Source organism: Candidatus Avoscillospira sp. LCP25S3_F1 (genome assembly GCF_052117125.1).
Taxonomy (GTDB): Bacteria; Bacillota; Clostridia; order Oscillospirales; family Oscillospiraceae; genus Avoscillospira_A.
Genome location: NZ_JBQKJT010000003.1, coordinates 25916 through 42345, shown reverse-complemented (window position 1 = coordinate 42345; position 16430 = coordinate 25916). Strand labels below are relative to the sequence as shown.

18 protein-coding genes are annotated in these 16430 nt (G+C 61.3%); 9 read left to right on the top strand and 9 right to left on the bottom strand.

Annotated features, from left to right (window positions below; genetic code table 11):
• Nucleotide 1: 1 nt before the first annotated feature.
• From dnaB to ACTQ33_RS03150, 8 genes are all read left to right on the top strand, one after another.
• Nucleotides 2-1348, top strand: coding sequence for a replicative DNA helicase (dnaB, locus tag ACTQ33_RS03185; RefSeq protein ID WP_441462120.1), 1347 nt, complete (start codon nucleotides 2-4; stop codon nucleotides 1346-1348).
• On the top strand, nucleotides 1335-2645 hold the full coding sequence (gene tilS, locus ACTQ33_RS03180) for a tRNA lysidine(34) synthetase TilS (RefSeq protein ID WP_441462119.1): 1311 nt from the start codon (nucleotides 1335-1337) through the stop codon (nucleotides 2643-2645). The genes dnaB and tilS overlap by 14 nt, the downstream gene beginning before the upstream one ends.
• Complete coding sequence (gene hpt / locus ACTQ33_RS03175) at nucleotides 2642-3199, top strand: hypoxanthine phosphoribosyltransferase (RefSeq protein WP_441462117.1); 558 nt, start codon at nucleotides 2642-2644, stop codon at nucleotides 3197-3199. Before tilS ends, hpt begins: the two co-directional genes overlap by 4 nt.
• A 33-nt stretch (nucleotides 3200-3232) precedes the next feature.
• Nucleotides 3233-5215, top strand: coding sequence for an ATP-dependent zinc metalloprotease FtsH (ftsH, locus tag ACTQ33_RS03170; protein ID WP_441462115.1), 1983 nt, complete (start codon nucleotides 3233-3235; stop codon nucleotides 5213-5215).
• 70 nt (nucleotides 5216-5285) lie between these two features.
• Nucleotides 5286-6455 carry a carboxylate--amine ligase gene (locus tag ACTQ33_RS03165; RefSeq protein WP_441462113.1) on the top strand — a complete coding sequence of 390 codons (1170 nt, stop codon included), beginning with the start codon at nucleotides 5286-5288 and terminating at the stop codon, nucleotides 6453-6455.
• A 3-nt stretch (nucleotides 6456-6458) separates the two neighbouring features.
• Nucleotides 6459-7202 carry a CehA/McbA family metallohydrolase gene (locus ACTQ33_RS03160; RefSeq protein ID WP_441462111.1) on the top strand — a complete coding sequence of 248 codons (744 nt, stop codon included), beginning with the start codon at nucleotides 6459-6461 and terminating at the stop codon, nucleotides 7200-7202.
• A 4-nt stretch (nucleotides 7203-7206) separates the two neighbouring features.
• Complete coding sequence (locus ACTQ33_RS03155; RefSeq protein ID WP_441462109.1) at nucleotides 7207-8553, top strand: polysaccharide deacetylase family protein; 1347 nt, start codon at nucleotides 7207-7209, stop codon at nucleotides 8551-8553.
• Between the two features lie 118 nt (nucleotides 8554-8671).
• Nucleotides 8672-8797 carry a hypothetical protein gene (locus ACTQ33_RS03150; RefSeq protein ID WP_441462107.1) on the top strand — a complete coding sequence of 42 codons (126 nt, stop codon included), beginning with the start codon at nucleotides 8672-8674 and terminating at the stop codon, nucleotides 8795-8797.
• A 39-nt stretch (nucleotides 8798-8836) separates the two neighbouring features.
• Here ACTQ33_RS03150 and ACTQ33_RS03145 read toward each other — a convergent pair whose 3' ends face one another.
• Both ACTQ33_RS03145 and lspA read right to left on the bottom strand, forming a co-directional pair.
• Complete coding sequence (locus ACTQ33_RS03145) at nucleotides 8837-9706, bottom strand: RluA family pseudouridine synthase (protein ID WP_441462463.1); 870 nt, start codon at nucleotides 9704-9706, stop codon at nucleotides 8837-8839.
• Between the two features lie 29 nt (nucleotides 9707-9735).
• The gene (gene lspA, locus ACTQ33_RS03140; protein WP_441462105.1) at nucleotides 9736-10203 is read right to left on the bottom strand and encodes a signal peptidase II; all 468 of its coding nucleotides are present in this window, start codon (nucleotides 10201-10203) and stop codon (nucleotides 9736-9738) included.
• A gap of 440 nt (nucleotides 10204-10643) precedes the next feature.
• Here lspA and ACTQ33_RS03135 point away from each other — a divergent pair, with 440 nt between their 5' ends.
• On the top strand, nucleotides 10644-11462 hold the full coding sequence (locus ACTQ33_RS03135; RefSeq protein ID WP_441462103.1) for a ParB/RepB/Spo0J family partition protein: 819 nt from the start codon (nucleotides 10644-10646) through the stop codon (nucleotides 11460-11462).
• A 50-nt stretch (nucleotides 11463-11512) separates the two neighbouring features.
• Here the strand turns inward: ACTQ33_RS03135 and aroE are convergent, their stop codons facing one another.
• From aroE to ACTQ33_RS03100, 7 genes are all read right to left on the bottom strand, one after another.
• A complete protein-coding gene (gene aroE / locus ACTQ33_RS03130; protein WP_441462101.1) occupies nucleotides 11513-12367 on the bottom strand; it encodes a shikimate dehydrogenase in 855 nt (284 codons plus the stop codon).
• A gap of 99 nt (nucleotides 12368-12466) precedes the next feature.
• Complete coding sequence (locus tag ACTQ33_RS03125) at nucleotides 12467-12634, bottom strand: hypothetical protein (RefSeq protein ID WP_441462099.1); 168 nt, start codon at nucleotides 12632-12634, stop codon at nucleotides 12467-12469.
• 77 nt (nucleotides 12635-12711) lie between these two features.
• Nucleotides 12712-12861: a hypothetical protein gene (locus tag ACTQ33_RS03120; protein WP_441462097.1), complete on the bottom strand. Its 150-nt coding sequence runs from the start codon at nucleotides 12859-12861 to the stop codon at nucleotides 12712-12714.
• A 57-nt stretch (nucleotides 12862-12918) separates the two neighbouring features.
• The gene (locus ACTQ33_RS03115; RefSeq protein ID WP_441462095.1) at nucleotides 12919-13197 is read right to left on the bottom strand and encodes a cysteine-rich small domain-containing protein; all 279 of its coding nucleotides are present in this window, start codon (nucleotides 13195-13197) and stop codon (nucleotides 12919-12921) included.
• Between the two features lie 16 nt (nucleotides 13198-13213).
• Nucleotides 13214-14965: an Rqc2 family fibronectin-binding protein gene (locus tag ACTQ33_RS03110; protein WP_441462093.1), complete on the bottom strand. Its 1752-nt coding sequence runs from the start codon at nucleotides 14963-14965 to the stop codon at nucleotides 13214-13216.
• A complete protein-coding gene (locus ACTQ33_RS03105; protein ID WP_441462092.1) occupies nucleotides 14955-15371 on the bottom strand; it encodes a Mini-ribonuclease 3 in 417 nt (138 codons plus the stop codon). Before ACTQ33_RS03105 ends, ACTQ33_RS03110 begins: the two co-directional genes overlap by 11 nt.
• 99 nt (nucleotides 15372-15470) lie before the next feature.
• On the bottom strand, nucleotides 15471-16241 hold the full coding sequence (locus ACTQ33_RS03100; RefSeq protein ID WP_441462090.1) for a type III pantothenate kinase: 771 nt from the start codon (nucleotides 16239-16241) through the stop codon (nucleotides 15471-15473).
• Nucleotides 16242-16430 lie beyond the last annotated feature (189 nt).

The window sequence follows — 16430 nt, the reverse complement described above, 5'->3', positions numbered from 1 at the left end:
TATGGATGAACTGTTAGGGCGGCAAATGCCCCATTCTCTGGAAGCGGAGCAGGCCGTATTGGGCTCCATCCTCATCGACAGCCGCTGTGTGGCCGAGGTTATCAGCGCGCTGCGGCCCGAGGATTTCTATCAGGAGCAGAACCGGATCATTTTTGAGACCATCTACTCCATGTTTAACTTCTCCCAGGTCATCGACCCGGTGACCGTGCTGGATAAGCTGAAAGAGCGGGGCGTCTACGACGAAAAAACGTCGGTCCCCTACATCATGCAGCTGATGGAGATCACCCCCACGGCTGCCAATGTCATGCAGTACGCGGAGATCGTCCGGGACAAGGCGCTGCTGCGCAATGTGGCCACCGCTGCCGGCGAGATTACCCAGACCGTCTATGAAGGCGTGGGTACGGCCCAGGACATTCTGGAAGCCGCCGAAAAGAAAATTTTCGCACTGCGGAAAGGCCGGGGCAGCGAAAGCCTGGAGCATATTGGCACCGTGCTGTTGAAGGTCTACGACCGGCTCAATGAGCTGGCCCTGTCCGGCAGCGACATCCCGGGCCTTTCCACGGGCTTCCGGGACCTGGACAAGAAGATCAACGGTCTCAACAAGACGGACCTGCTGCTGATCGCCGCCCGTCCCGGTATGGGTAAAACCTCCATCGCCTTGAACATCGCCCTCAATGTGGCGAAAAAATATTCCGACCGCACCGTGGCCTTTTTCTCCCTGGAAATGTCCCGGGAACAGCTGGTCATGCGCCTGATGGCCACGGAGAGCTTCGTGGACAATCAAAGTCTGGTGACGGGCCAGCTGTCCGACGAGGAGTGGACCAAGCTGGGCATCGCCGCCACAGCCCTGAGCCAGACGGATATCCGCGTGGACGACAATCCCTCCATCACCGTGGCGGAGATGAACGCCAAATGCCGCCGCATCGACAATCTGGGCCTGGTGCTCATTGACTACTTGCAGTTGATGACCTCCGCCGGTGGTCCCCAGCGAGCCAGCGACAACCGTGTACAGATTGTGTCGGAGATCTCCCGCGCCTTGAAGATCATGGCCAAGGAATTGAATGTCCCCGTCATCTGCCTGAGCCAGTTGTCCCGCGCCAATGAAAGCCGCGCCGACAAGCGGCCCATGTTGTCGGACCTGCGCGAATCCGGCGCCATCGAGCAGGACGCCGACGAAGTCTTGTTCCTGTACCGCGACGACTACTACAACGAAAATTCCGAGGAGAAAAACGTGGCCGAGTGCATCGTGGCCAAGAACCGCCACGGCGAAACCGGCACCGTCAAGCTCCAGTGGCTGCCCCAGTACACCTCCTTTGCCGACCGGGAGTGGAAACATGCTGACGGATAAGGTATTGGATTGGTGCCGGACCCAGCGGCTTCTGGCCCCTGGCGATGCCGTCACCGTGGCCCTGTCCGGCGGGGCTGACTCGGTGGCATTGCTGCATGTACTGCTGCATCTGCCCCTGTCCCTGACCGTCTCCGCCGCCCATTTCAACCACCATCTGCGGGGGGCGGAATCAGACCGGGATGAAACCTTTTGCCGGGACCTGTGCGCCTCCTGGAACGTGCCCCTCCGCTGCGGCGGAGCCGACGTGTCGGCTCTGGCGCAGCAGTGGGGCACCGGCGTAGAGACGGCGGCCCGAAGGGTCCGCTATGACTTTTTCGGTTCGTCGGAAACCATCGCCACGGCCCACCACAGCGACGACAATCTGGAGACGCTGCTGCTCCATCTGACCCGGGGCAGCGCTTTACGGGGCCTGGGCGGCATTCCTCCCCGACGGGACAATATCATCCGTCCCCTGCTGTGCGCCAACCGGCAGGAGATTCTCGACTATCTGGCGGAATATCATCTGCCCCATGTGGAGGACGGCACCAACACCGCGCCCCTCTGCGGCCGCAACCGGCTGCGGCTGGATGTGATTCCGGCCCTGTACCGGGAAAATCCGGCGGTGAGCCGCGCGGCCTTGTCCACGTCCCTGCTGTTGCGGGAGGATGAAGCATTGCTGGAAGACCTGGCGCATAGGCTATTGCAGACCGCCGCCTCTGCCGAAGGCTGGCAGGTTGCTCCCTTGTTGGAAGCCCCCCGTCCCCTGCGGCTGCGGGCTTTGCGGCAACTGTTGGAAGAGGCCGGTGCAAATAACCTGTCTCTGCGCCATTTGGAAGCGGTGGAAGCCCTGCTGACTGCCGGGCCGTCATCCTCTCTCGATCTACCAAGCGTGACGCTGCGGCGGCAGTATGATCTGCTCTGTACGACAGTTCCGGTGTCGGTCCCATTGGACCCAGCCCCGCTGCCCCTGGGCGGCGTTCTGCCGTTTCCCGATGGCCGGACCCTCCGCTGCGACGGTCCACACCCTTACGTCCCTGGACCGGGGCTGCATCTGGTGCTGGACGCGCCGCCCTTGGTGCGAAGCCGCCGCCCCGGCGACCGGCTGCACCATTCCGGCGGCACCAAATCGGTGAAAGCCTTGCTCATTGACAAAAAAATTCCCGCCCCCCTGCGCGACGGCATCCCCGTTCTGGAAGTGGATGGCCGCGTCGTCGCCGTCTGGGGCGTGGGCGCGGACCCGGCCTTTCTGCCCCGGCCGGGACAGCGCTGTTACACCATTCACCTGTATACAAAAGAAGGAGAGGTGCAGATACTATGATTCATCCCTTTGACATGTCCCAGGATATTGAGCGTGTGCTCGTATCGGAAGCGGAAATCCATACCCGTCTGGCGGAGCTGGGCCAGGAGCTGAGCCGTGACTATGCCGGGAAAAAGCCCATTTTTGTGGGCGTCCTCAAAGGCGTCGTCCCCTTTTTCGCCGAAATGGCCCACTGCATTCCCATCCCCTGCCAGTGGGATTTTATGTCGGTGACCTCCTTTGAAGGCGGCACCCAGTCCACGGGAAAGCTGACCTTCCGCAAGGACATTGACCACGACATTGCCGGCCGCCATGTGGTCATTCTGGAGGATATCCTCGATTCGGGCCGGACGCTGTCCTATGTCTGCGACCTGCTGCGTCAGCGGGGCCCCGCTTCCCTGAAAATCTGCACCTTCCTTGACAAGCCCGCAGGCCGCACGGTGGATATCAAGGCCGATTATGTGGCGTTTACCATTCCCAACGCCTTTGTGGTGGGCTACGGCCTGGATTACGACGACTACTACCGCAATCTGCCCTATGTGGGCGTGCTGAAGCCCTCGGTCTACGAGGACTAATGCCATTTTGTTCGATCACAAGGAGAAAACACATTGAAAAGACAGTTCAAGCCGGTGGCGTTCCTGTTCTACGCCCTGATTCTGGTCATCTTCTTTGCCTCCCTGTCCACCCTGCTCCAGCCCCCCGGCCCGCCGGAGATCAAAAACTACTCCCAGGTGGTGGCCCTCTTTGAGGAAGAGCAGGTCAAGTCCTTTACCATTCAGGACGGGGTGCTCACCCTACAGCTGTACCAGCCCTATGAGGGCAGTGAAACGGTCCAGCACGACTTGGGTAGCCTGAGTATTTTCTACAACGATTTGGGCGCTCTGATTCATCAGCAGCAGGCCGACGGCATTTTGCTGGAATACCAGTACGAGCCCGCCACGGAGCTGCCCTGGATCGTCACCATTCTGCCGTACCTGCTGCTGGGTATCCTGTTTATTGTGGTCTGGTTCTTTATGATGAACCGGGCCAACGGCGGCGGTGGCGGCGGCATGGCCCGCTTTGGCCGGGCCAACACCCGCATCGGTACCGACAAGAACGCACCGGTCACCTTTGACGATGTGGCCGGCGCCGACGAGGAAAAGGCCGAGCTTCAGGAGTTGGTGGAATTCCTCAGGGACCCCAAGCGCTTCTCTGCCCTGGGCGCACGGATTCCCAAGGGCGTGCTTCTGGTGGGCCCTCCCGGTACCGGTAAAACGCTGCTGGCCCGGGCCGTGGCCGGTGAGGCTAACGTCCAGTTTCTGTCCATTTCCGGCTCCGACTTCGTGGAGCTGTATGTGGGCGTCGGCGCCAGCCGCGTCCGGGATTTGTTCGATCAGGCCAAGAAGCTGGCCCCGTCCATCATCTTCATTGACGAAATCGACGCCGTGGGCCGCCGCAGAGGCGCAGGCATGGGCGGCGGTCACGACGAGCGGGAACAGACGCTGAACCAGCTGCTGGTGGAAATGGACGGCTTCGGCAAAAACGAGGGCGTCATCGTCATGGCGGCCACCAACCGCCAGGACATTCTGGACCCGGCGTTGCTGCGTCCCGGCCGCTTTGATCGGCAGATCTATGTGGGCGCACCCGATGCCCATGGCCGCGAAGCCATTTTGAAAGTCCATGCCAAGGATAAGCCCCTGGCCGACACGGTGGACCTGGGCGTGATTTCCCGCGCCACCTCCGGCTTCACCGGCGCGGACCTGGCCAACCTCCTCAACGAGGCGGCGCTGCTGGCCGCCCGGAAAAACCGGAAGGTCATCATCATGCCCGATCTGGAAGAGGCCATGATGAAGGTCATCGCCGGTCCCGAAAAGCGCAGCCGCGTCATCAGCGAGCAGGAACGGCGGCTCACCGCCGTCCACGAGGCGGGCCACGCCGTGGCCATGTACCGTCTGCCCACGGCAGACCCGGTCCATCAGATCACCATTATCCCCCGGGGCGGCGCCGGCGGCATGACCATCAGCCTGCCCAAGGAGGACCGCAGCTACGCCTCCCGCAATGAGATGTATGAGGATATCGTCGCGTTCCTGGGCGGCCGTGTGGCCGAGGAACTGTATCTGGACGACATCTCCACCGGCGCATCCAACGATCTCCAGCGGGCCACGGCCATGGCCCGGGATATGGTGGCCCGCTACGGCATGAGCGGCCGCCTGGGCGCGGTATCCTTTGCCGACGGCAACGAGATTTTTGTGGGCCGTGACTATGAGAAGCAGCGCAGTTACTCCGAGCGTACCGCCGGGGAGATTGACGAGGAGATCACCGCTGTCATGCACAAGGCCTACGCCCGCTGCACAGAAATCCTCAAAGCCGAAGAGACCAAGCTGCTGGCTGTCGCCGACTTCCTGCTGGAACACGATACCATGAGCCGCGCCCAGTTCGAGGCCCTCATGGAGGACCGGCCCATTCCCGAAAAGGACAGCGGATTTACCTTTGCCGCCGATGAGGACCGGCCGGAACCGGCTTCTGCCGATGACACGGCCCCGGTAGAATCCGAGAACCCTGTCATGGAGGCAGCGCCGTCTCCGGATGAGGACGCATCCACCCCTGAATGATTGTCTGCCGCTCCGCACCGGGTCCTCCCTGTGCGGAGTGCGGCATTTTTCCGCGAAAGGAGATGGTCCCATGACCGTCATTGTCACCGACGTCCATTACCGCATGTCCCTGGCCGTGCTGCGGGACCTCCACGAAGCCGGCCACCGGCTGATCTGCTGCGAACGGGAGGGCATTTCCGCTCCTCTGGGTTTTTCCAGCACCGCCGCCGACGAGACGGTGACGCTGCCCGCCGAAACCTGGCTGGACAGCCTGTATCATCTGTGCGAACAGACCGCAGCGGCAGACGGAGAAAAACCCGCCCTGCTGCCCGTGGGCGCCGATACACTGAACACATTGGCCCAGACGGAGACGCGGCAGCGGTTTGCCGCCGTCTGCGGCCTGTGGATTCCCACGGCCCGGCAGCTGGATGACTTCAACAGCAAAGCCCGGGTGGCGGAACTGGCCCAGTCCCTGGGGTTGCCTGTGCCTGCCGCCCATGTGCAGCGGGAGGGCGAAGCCGTCACCACCTTTGCCGCCCGTCTGCCCTATCCGGTGGTGGTCAAGCCCCTGTGCGGGGAAAAGCTGGGCCTGTCGGCGTCCCAGCGCTATTCCATTGCCAGAGATATGACGTCCTTTGTTCCCATCTATGAGTGGTTTCGGCAGCTGGCCGGAGAACCGCCCCTGGTGCAGACGTATCTGCCCGGCGGGGCCCTGGGCTGTTCGGTCCTGGCAGACCACGGGAAACTGGTCACCGCCGTGTGTCACCGACGGGTCCGGGAATACCCGGTCAGCGGCGGACCGTCGGCCTGCTGCGACTGCATCGACGCCCCCCAGCTGGTGGACATGGCCGCCGCCATGGTGGAAGCCACCCAATACACCGGCCTTGCCATGTTTGAGTTTAAAGAGGACAGCAATGGCAAGCCCTATCTGCTGGAGGTCAATCCCCGGGTCTGGGGTACCTATCCCCTGACGCGGCGCAGCGGCAGCCGCATGAGTTTGCTGTGGGCCATTCTTGCCCACAACGCGGGCAACCCGGACAAGCCCCTGTCCCTGCCCCCCATCCCCAAGCCGCAACCCTGCCGGATGCACTTTACGGCCTCCGACCTGTGCAGCGCCGTGGGCTATGCCAAGCGGGGCCAATGGGGCCGGGCGTTGGGCACCGTGGGCGATCTGCTGCGCCCCGCCGTCAAGGACGGCCTGTGGGAGTGGGGCGACGTGAAGCCGGGTCTGCTCTATTACCGCTCCCTGCTGCGGAGGTGACCGATGACGTTGCGCGTTGATCTTCACGTCCATACGAACCGCAGTATTGACGGCCGCCACAGCCTGGAGCGCATGGCCGCCGCCGCCAAACAGGCGGGACTGGATGCCCTGGCCATTACGGACCACGACCAGTGTACGCCGCTGCCGCCGGAGCTGGCCGGCGTGCTGCTGATTCCCGCCTGTGAGATTTCCACCCGGTCCGGCCATATCACCGGCCTGTTTCTGGACCGCCCCATTGCGTTTGACGCACTTTGCAAAGACGGCCGTCCCACGGGAGAAGCGGCCGTCGCAGAGATTCACCGCTGCGGCGGTTTGGCCGTGGCGGCCCATCCCTTTCAGAAGCCCGGCGTGGACGGTTCCCGGCTGCCGCCGGGACTGGACGCCGTAGAGGGCGTCAACGCCCGGGCCAATTTCAAGGTTCCCGACGCCAACGCCCAGGCCCGCCAATGGGCCGTAAACCACGGCCTGCCCGCCGTCGGCGGCAGCGACAGCCACGGCTGTAAGGAGGTGGGCAACGGTTACACCGAGGTGGATTGTCCGGCAAAAACCCTGTCTGCCCTCCAGGCAGCCATTGCCGCAGGCCGATGCCGTCCGGTCCTGCGCCGCCACACCACCCATCGGGAAAAGGGACTTTCCCAGCTGGCCAAGGCCCGGAAGCGGGGCGGCGTTCTCCGAACCGGCAAGGCCCTGGCCTATGAAATCCTGTGCCTGTTCCGCGATCTCGTACACGCTCCAAAGGAGGATTAACATCATGTCTCTTCTGACCAAATCCATCGGGTTGGCCAAAAAGGCCAAGCACCGTTTCCAGGACCAGCTGCGAGCCCGCACGCCGGTCTATCTGTCTCCGGTCCGCCGCATCGAGCAGGTGGCCCTCAACGAGCGGCTCTGTGCCATGACCTTTGACGACGGCCCCTGCCGTCTGCCCGCCAACCCCGACAACCACGGCGGCAAGCCCTTGACGCTGGTGCTGGCGGAAACACTGGAACAGTACGGCGCCCGTGGTTCCTTTGACGTAGTGGGCGACACCTCCAACAACTACCCGGACCACAAGGGCAAGCACGGCTCTGCCACCTGGGGCGGCGTGGCCTACGACCACTACCCGGACTTTGCCAAGGACGCCGACGGCGGCGCGGTCCACTGTCCCGAGCTCATCGACCGGCTATTGCAGGGCGGCCACGAGATCACCAACCACACCTATTCCCATATTCTCTTTGGCCGGAAAAATCTTGTCTACGGCCAGCGCAAGCACCTGCCGGACCTGGAATCGGCGGTGGAGGATGTGAAGCGGCTCAACCACTATCTGAAAGAGCACCACAACTACACCATGACTCTGTCGCGTCCTCCCCACTATGTGGACGGCATCGCCGGAGGATTCGACAGCTATGATGCCTATGCGTTGGCCGGGGTCCAGTACATGGCCGCCAGCTACGACGGCGCCGGTTGGCTTCCATTGGCCACCTACGAGGCCGAGGTGGAGGCCATGTGGAAGCCCGTGGCCCAAAGGCTCGCGGAAAACCCCGACTACTTCTGCGGTCAGATCATTTTCCAGAAGGACGGTTACAACATGGCCCGCCGTTCCCCGGTGGCCGACGGTCTGGGCAAGCAGCTGGAACTGCTGACCCAGCACGGCTATCAGGTGGTCACCGTATCGGAGCTGCTGGAGCGTTCCCCCTTCCGGGACGTTCCCCAAAGCGACCGGCGGGCGGCAGCGGCCCGGGTCCTGCTGGAACACGGCTGGTGTCCGGCCTTCCGGGACAACAGCCTGCGGCCCAGCACCGTACTGACCCGGGGCGCATTGGCCATGATGGCCTTCGGCTGGGACGGCGTGCCGGTGCGGGTGCAGCTGCTGCGCAAAGAGCACGGCCTGCCCTTTGACGACTGCACGATCACCCATCCCTATGCCGCAGCGCTGATGCTGGCCCAGCAAAAGGGCTGTCTCTCGGTGTCCCAGGGCCGGATTCGCCCCGAGGACCCGGTAACCGCCGAGGAGCTGCTGCAATTTTTGGCGGCCAAGCTGGGTAAAGCCCCGGAACACATCCCCGCCAAACTCACTCATGGGGACCTGTTCCTGCTGGTTGCGGACCTGCTGCAAGCATAAAAATGGGGCCGCTGCGACGTGTGTCGCAGCGGCTTTTTCCTATGGGTATCCAATATGTCGGTTTCTTTGCTGGTATATGGTTCCCACCGTCCACCCCGCAGGGGCGGCGGAGGGAACTATGGCCAATGGCCGAGGATTGCGCCATCTGCGGATGGCGCTGGGGACGATTGGGGTATTTCGCGCCGTGCGCGGCGCGACCGGGGCGCTGCCCCTGGACCCTGCGATTTTTTTAAAAATCGAGTAAAACTTTTATTTTTGGGATTTCCAGATTGTTTCCATGATCCTACTGGGGAATCAGTTTGGAGAGCACTTCCGTAAAATAATCCGGCAGTTCACAGCACACTGTCACCGGTTCGCCGGTGCGGGGGTGCAGGAATGTCAATTCCCGGGCGTGGAGACACTGGCTGTCCATTCCCAATTCCGGCTTTTTATGGCCGTAGACCATATCCCCCAGAATGGGGTGGCCCTTGTAGGCCATATGAACGCGAATCTGATGGGTTCGGCCCGTCTCCAGGCGGCACCGGACATGGGTATACCCCCGATACCGGGCGATCACTTCGTAATGGGTCACAGCATGGCGGCTGTTCTTCTCCGTCACGGCCATCTTTTTCCGGTCTGTGGGGTGGCGGCTGATGGGCGCGTCGATGGTGCCGCTGTCGGCTTTCACACCGCCGCAGACAATGGCCTCATAGGTCCGGGCCAGGGTGTGATCGGCCAGCTGGGCCGCCAGCTTCTGGTGAGCAAAGTCGTTTTTCGCCACAATCAGCAAGCCGGAGGTGTCCTTGTCAATCCGGTGGACAATGCCGGGCCGCAGTTCTCCGTTGATGCCCGACAAGCTCCCGGCACAGTGGTAAAGCAATGCGTTGACCAAGGTGCCGTCGGCGTGGCCGGCGGCAGGGTGGACCACCAGCCCTTTCGGCTTGTTAAGGACAATCACATCGTCATCCTCATAGCGGATGTCCAGAGGAATGTTCTGGGGTACAATGTCCACGGCTTCCGGCTCCGGCAGGTCCACGGTGAGGACCTGTCCGGCGGTGGTCTTTTCGTTTTTCTTCACCGTGCGGTCGTCGCAAGTAATGCGGCCCTCCTCCAGAAGCCGCTGGGCGGCGGACCGGGTCACATCCTCCAGCAGCTGGGTCAACGCCACATCCATGCGCACACCGCTTTCCGTACAGGTGACGGTCACAGCTTGTCCCCCTTTTTCCGGTCAAACAACAGGACCCACAGCACCATCAGCGCCGCGCCGATGCATACAAAGCAGTCCGCCACGTTGAAAATGGCAAAGTTCATAAACTCCACTTCGATCATATCCACCACATAGCCGTGCACGGCTCGGTCGATGAGATTGCCCACGCCGCCGCCTACAATGCAGGCCACCGCCGCAACCCCCAGGGGGCCGTGAATCCACCGCTTGCCCACAGCAAACAGCAGCGCCGCCAGCATCACCACAGTCAGCACCAGAAACAGCCAGCGGGCTCCCTCCAGCATGGAAAACGCCATGCCGGTATTCTGAAAGTGCGTGAAATGGAATACGCCGTCCCAAACGGGCACTTCGCCGCCCAGGGGAATATTGGCCACGGTCAGTGCCTTGGTCCACTGGTCCAGCCCCACCATGACGGCGGCGGAAAGAAAAATCCACAGAAAACGCACAGGTGATTCCTCCTTTTGCAACAAAACCACCGCGCAGTATCCACAGGGGCATACCCGGCGGCAGTTTAATGATTTTATCACAAAATCACCTCGGTCGCAAGGCATCGGGGCCATTCGCCCAACTTTGCGCGCAAACTGTGCTATGCTCAATGTACAGCTCTACCAATGGAGGCGTTTTGCCGCCCCCGACGGCCTGTGGATAACCGGTCGTCGGGGGCCTTTTTTATTGGAATTTTTCGGTTTTTTCTCCACAGGCTCCCGTTAGCCATTTCCCGACATTTCCCAACATTTCACAGTTGAAACACGGAATATAAACCCGTTTTTCTAATGACCGACAACTTTCGCGGGAATTTTTGGAAATATTTGTTATACTGGAATTATCGGAAATGGCGAGAAATCGGAGTGGGATTTCCCGTCCCTTTTGCAAAGGAGGAGAGCATATGCAAAAGCCGAAAACCCGTTCCTTTCTGGAGACGGGCCGGGTGGTATGGCTGCCCATCCACGCGGTCCGGCCCAATCCGGCCCAGCCCCGGAAAATCTTCGATCCCCAGGGATTGCAGGAGCTGTCCCGGAGTATTGCCCAGTACGGTGTCTTGCAGCCCCTGTCGGTGCGCCGTCAGCCCGACGGCTATGAGCTGGTGGCCGGAGAGCGCCGCCTGCGGGCATCCAAACTGGCCGGCCTGCTGGAGGTGCCCTGCATCGTACTGACGGTGGATGAGGAGCAGTCCGGTATGCTGGCTCTGGTGGAAAATTTACAGCGCCGGGATTTGGACTTCATCGAAGAGGCCCAGGGTTTGGCCCAGCTGATGCGGCTGTACGGTCTCAGCCAGGAGCAGGCCGCCGCACGGGTGGGCAAAAGCCAATCGGCGGTGGCCAACAAGCTGCGGCTCCTGAAGCATCCCCAGGCCGTTTTGGACGCCCTGCGTGCCAACCATCTGTCGGAACGCCACGCCCGGGCCCTGCTGCGGCTGGAGGGCGAACAAGCCCGTATGGACGCCCTCCAGGAAATCGTCCGGCGGCAGCTCAATGTAGCCGCCACCGAACAGTACATCGACCGGCTGCTGGAGCAGCAGAAGCATCCGGAACCCGTGCGGCGCAGTCTGGGCCGGTTCCTGCTGCGGGATGTGCGGCTGTTTCTCAACACCGTGGAGCACAATCTGGACCTGATCAAAAACGCCGGAATCTCCGCCGCCAAGACCCAGGAGGAGACGGACCAGGAAATCGTGCTCACCATCCGCATTCCAAAGCACGCCGGATAACTTCCGGCCGCCGCAAGAAGGGCGCTGCCGACCGCAGCGCCCTTCTTGGCTTATTCGGCAAATTCCCGCTCCAGGGTGTCGTACATAACCTGTATCGGGGCCTCCTCGCCGGTCCAGAGGGTGAAGTTCCGGGCGCCCTGCTGCACCAGCATACCGATGCCGGTGACAATCTGCGCGCCCCGCCGCTGCGCTTCTTGCAAAAACCGGGGCATTACCGGATTGAACACCACATCACAGACCACCATATCCGCCGTGATGGTGTCTAGGTCCACCTCCGGCATCTGGTCGCCGTGGGGGTGCAGCCCCACACAGGTGGCCTGGATGACGATCTCCGTTCCGGCGGGGATCGTGGCTTTGCCCACCCAGGGCTGAAAGCTGCCGGTGGCCGGCGTCTTTTCGTCAATCAGCTGTGCCAGCTCCCGGCCCCGCTGTTCCGTGCGGTTGAGAATGGTAATGGCGGACGCGCCCGCCAGGGCGCACTCCACGCCGATGGCGCGGGCCGCGCCCCCGGCTCCCAGAATCGCCACCCGCTTGCCGTGCAGGTCCACGCCCTGCGCCGTCAGCGCCTGGACAAAGCCCTTGCCGTCGGTGTTCTCCCCCACCCAGTCGCCGCCGTCCCGATAGACGGTGTTGACGGCGCCGATGATGGACGCCGCTTCCGTCAGCCGGTCCAGCAGCGGAATCACGCGGATTTTATGGGGCATGGTCAGGTTGAAGCCGTCGAAGTGCATGGCCTTGGCTCCTGCAAAAGCCGCTTCCAGGTCCTCCGCCTGAACCCGCATGGTGATGTAACGGAAGTTAAGCCCTTTGGCGGCGTAAGCCGCCTCCTCCATGACGCCGGTGGGATTGCCGTCCACTGGATCGCCGAACACGCCGGTGAGATGGGCGCGATAGTTCTTTTCCATGGTCCCTGTGCTCCTCTCTGTGGATTTTTCTCCATTGTAGCACAGGGACCATGGCCCGGCAAGGGGGACGGCATGGCCGTCCCCCGGAAACCGTCGGTATCAGCTGCAGGAATTGCAGCCGCAGTTGTTGCCACCGCAGCTGTTGTTTCCGCAGCCATTGTTGCCGCAGCAGCGGACAACGCCGATACCGCCCCAGAAATAGGGGCTGCCGCCGCACTGGCAGCGGCACTGATTGCAAATCTGACGCATCCAGCATTGTTGACACATAAATAGTCCCTCCAGTCGGAAAAGTCGCGGCGGCTCTTGCCGCCACGACGCATTCTATGCCTGGAAGTCCCATTGTGTCACAATTCCACCCGTTCTGTCGAAACCGGTCGGGGCAGCACGTTTTCCGCGGGCATATGGTCCGACAGGTCCACAGGCTGCTTCCACACCGGCGGCTCCGGCGCCGGGTCATGAAGTTCCCAGGGCAACTGATTGGGTCCCTTTTTCATATGGCATCGCCCTCCTCTGGTCTTAGTTTGACAGAGAAGGGCGATTTTCATACACCATTATGGTTTCCGTCGAGTCAGTTCCGCAATGTCCTGGTACCGGCTGGTAATGCGGCCGAAATTCTGCCGTTGATGGGGGATCATGCAGTTGGTGCAATCCTTATATCCTTTTTCCGTGTAGCGGAAGTTGCCGCCGCAGCGGTCACCCAGGGCATACAGGGGACAATAGCAAAAAAGACAGTTGAAGTCCTCGGGCTTGTCGGTCTTGTGACAGGGAAAATACTCGCACTGGGTATTCTGGAAAAAGCTGTAGTGCTTTCCCTCCCATTTTTTCGCCATGGGGATGCCTCCTTTTTTATTGGACCCGGAGACGGTCGGCCAGAGCCGCATCCGGCGTCACATACACGGTGTTGTAGTGGTCGTAGATGACCATGCCCGGTTTGCCGCCGGCGGGCTTCTTCACATTGCGCACCGCCGTCACATCCACCGGCACGTTGTGTCCCTCCCGGGCCTGGGAATAATAGGCCGCCAACTGGGCCGCCTGGGTAACGGTGAGGTCGCCGGGTTTGTCCTTTCCGGTGCAGTCGATGATGACGTGGCTGCCATGGATTTTCTGGGTGTGGAGCCAGAGGTCGTATTTCTCCGCCGTTTTCAACGTCAGCTGGTCGTTCTGGCGGTTATTGCGGCCCACATAGATAGTGTAGCCCTCGTCGGACTGAAACACCATGGGCTTGGACGGCTGCTGCTTCATCTGCTTCTTGCCGCCGCTGCGCTTGAGGTAGCCGCCGTCCGTCAGCTCAGCGCGGATATCGGCAATATCCTTTTCCCCCTCGGCCCGGCTCAAGGCGTCGAGAACGCTGCAAAAATAGGCGTACTCCTGCTCACCCTTTTCAATGAGACCCGTCAGCATCTTTTCCGCGTTCTTGGCTTTGGTGTAATCCTTGTAGAACTTGGCGGCATTCTGCTGGGGGGACAAGGTGGGCGACAAGGGGATATCGATCTCCTTCATGTCCGGGTCGTAGAAGTCCACCGCCGTCAAACGGGGCTGGCCCCGGGTGATGGCGTGAAGGTTGGCCGTGACGATATCGCCCAGCTGCCGCAGCCGCTCCCGGTCATAGGTGGCGGCCAGCTCCTTCCGCTGAATTTCCAATTTTCGGGCCGTTCGATCCCGCAGATTGGTCAGTGTCTTATGGATGGCCTGGCTCTTCTGGCGCACCTGCTCGCCCCGCTCCCGGCTAGCGTAGAACCGGTCCAGCAGCGCGGAAAAGCTGGGGAACGTCTCATTCTCCCCTAAAACTCCGTACTGCTCCAACGTCCGGTAGGAATAGTCCTTGGGACTGCCCTCCCGCAGCAGCAGGGTGGGCGTATAGGGTCCGTTGAGCCCGGCAAACTGTTGGGCCAGATAATCGGCCAGCGCTTCATACTCCGCTTCCGTGGGACGGCACTCCGTATCGCCGCAGTAGCCATAGGACAGTTCCCGGCAGATCACCGGCGGCAGCGCCGCAAAGTGGGATTGCAGCCACTTGTCCAGCTGAATGTCCCCCGCTTCACAGCGCAGCAATGCCAGAACGGTGTCCCGGTCCGTCTCCACCGGGTTCCGCTTTTCCTGGGTGGGCGGGTACTGATAGAAGAGACCGGGCAACACCTGGCGCTTTTCGCTCATTTCAAAATCCACCCGGCGCAAACAGTCGATGATTCTCCCGTCTCCGCCGCAGAGAATCAGATTGGAGTTGCGACCCATGATCTCAATAATCAGCCGCTTCTGCACCGGCTCTCCCATTTCGTCGGTGCAGTCCAGAACCATGTCCAATAGCCGCTCCATGGGTGGTTGGCGAATTTCCGCAATGCGGCCGCCCACCAAGTGCTTGCGCAGCAGCATGCAGAACATGGGCGGCTGAGCAGGGTTTTCAAAGGGTTCTTCGGTGAACTGGGCCCGGGGCGTATTGGAACTGGCCGACAGCAGCAGCTTCCGGTTGGCATCCCGGGTGCGTAATTGCAGAATCACCTGATCCCGTGCCGGCTGGTAGACCTTGTCCACCTTGGCCCCTTGGGCTCCTTGCCGCAGCTCCTGGGCCACGGCCGTTAAAAATACAGCGTCAAATGGCATTGGTCTCCTCCATAGTCCGGGTGAACAGTTCCAGAATCCGATCTCGCCGCCCCAGCAGATACAAGGCCCCAAACAGCGTTTCCAACCCCGTGGCTTTGGCGTACTGGTCCCGGCTGGCATTCTTGGGAATGGCGTGATGGGCGTGGGCATTGCGGCCCCGGCGGTAGTAGGACTGCTCCTCCTCGTCCAGCAGCGGCAGCATCCGCTCCATACGAGCCGCCTGAGCCGGTGCGCTGACCTGCCGCACCGTGGCCTTGTGGAGGCTGGTTTGGGTGGCCCGGCCGCCGGTGCAGAGATAGGTGCGGACCAGCAGCTCAAAGACACCGTCGCCCACATGGGCCAGTCCCAAGGCGCTGATCTCATTGACCGCCCGCTTGTCCATCTGCGGTTCAAAATAGTTTTCCAAAGGGGTTCCTCCCACATTCGTAATTCCGGCAATCAGTATACTATAAATTTCAAATCGGCGCAACAAACGGGGCGGAACCCACTGGCTCCGCCCCGAAAATCACTTGCGCTTGTTCTTCTGGTAGAGGATATAGAGGCCCTTGAGGAGCAGGTCCCGCTCCAGCTTCATCTCCCGCTTGCACAGTGGCGCCACATACCGGGCGATGCCGCCGGTGGCAACCACCTGCAACGGTTTGCCCAGCTCCTCCTCCATGCGGTCCAGCATCCCATCCAGCATGGCGGCGGCGCCATACATGATGCCGCTGCGCATACACTCCACGGTATTCTTGCCAATAACGCGCTTGGGCTTATCCAGCTGGATACCGGGCAACTGGGAAGCCCGGCTGGACAGGGCTTCCGCCGACACCCGGACGCCGGGAATAATGCAGCCGCCCAGGTAGGTGTTGTCGTGGTCCACAATCTCAATGGTGGTGGCCGTACCCATATCCACCAGCGCCAGAGGCGGCTCATACTCCTGCAATGCCGCCACGGCAATGACGATGCGGTCGCTGCCCACAGAGGCCGGGTCATCCATGTGGATATTCAGACCCGTTTTAATGCCGGGCCCCACCACCATGGGCTTGCGGCCCGTCAGCTTGATGATGCCCGTATGGACGGCGTTGAACACCGGCGGCACCACCGATGAAATGATACAGTCCTCCACGGTATCCAGGTCCACATGGAAGAACTCCAGCATATTGCGGATCTCCATGCCGTACTGGTCGGAGGTTTTGATGTGGTCTGTGGCAATGCGGGCCTCAAAGACGATGGTACCATCGTCAATGCCGCCCAAAACGATGTTACTGTTTCCGATATCGATGGCCAGGAGCATCCATTTCACCTCTTATTTTTGTGGCAACACCACATAATGGTGTCTGCGGCCCTGGACGGCTCTTTTGCCCCAACTGTACAGTTTGTAAATCTTGAAATACATCCAGTATCCCGGCGATTTTCAAACTTTTATTTGAGTCAAAATAGCTCGCCCAGTGCTCTTGACAAATTATGCGGTGCTGCCCTGTTT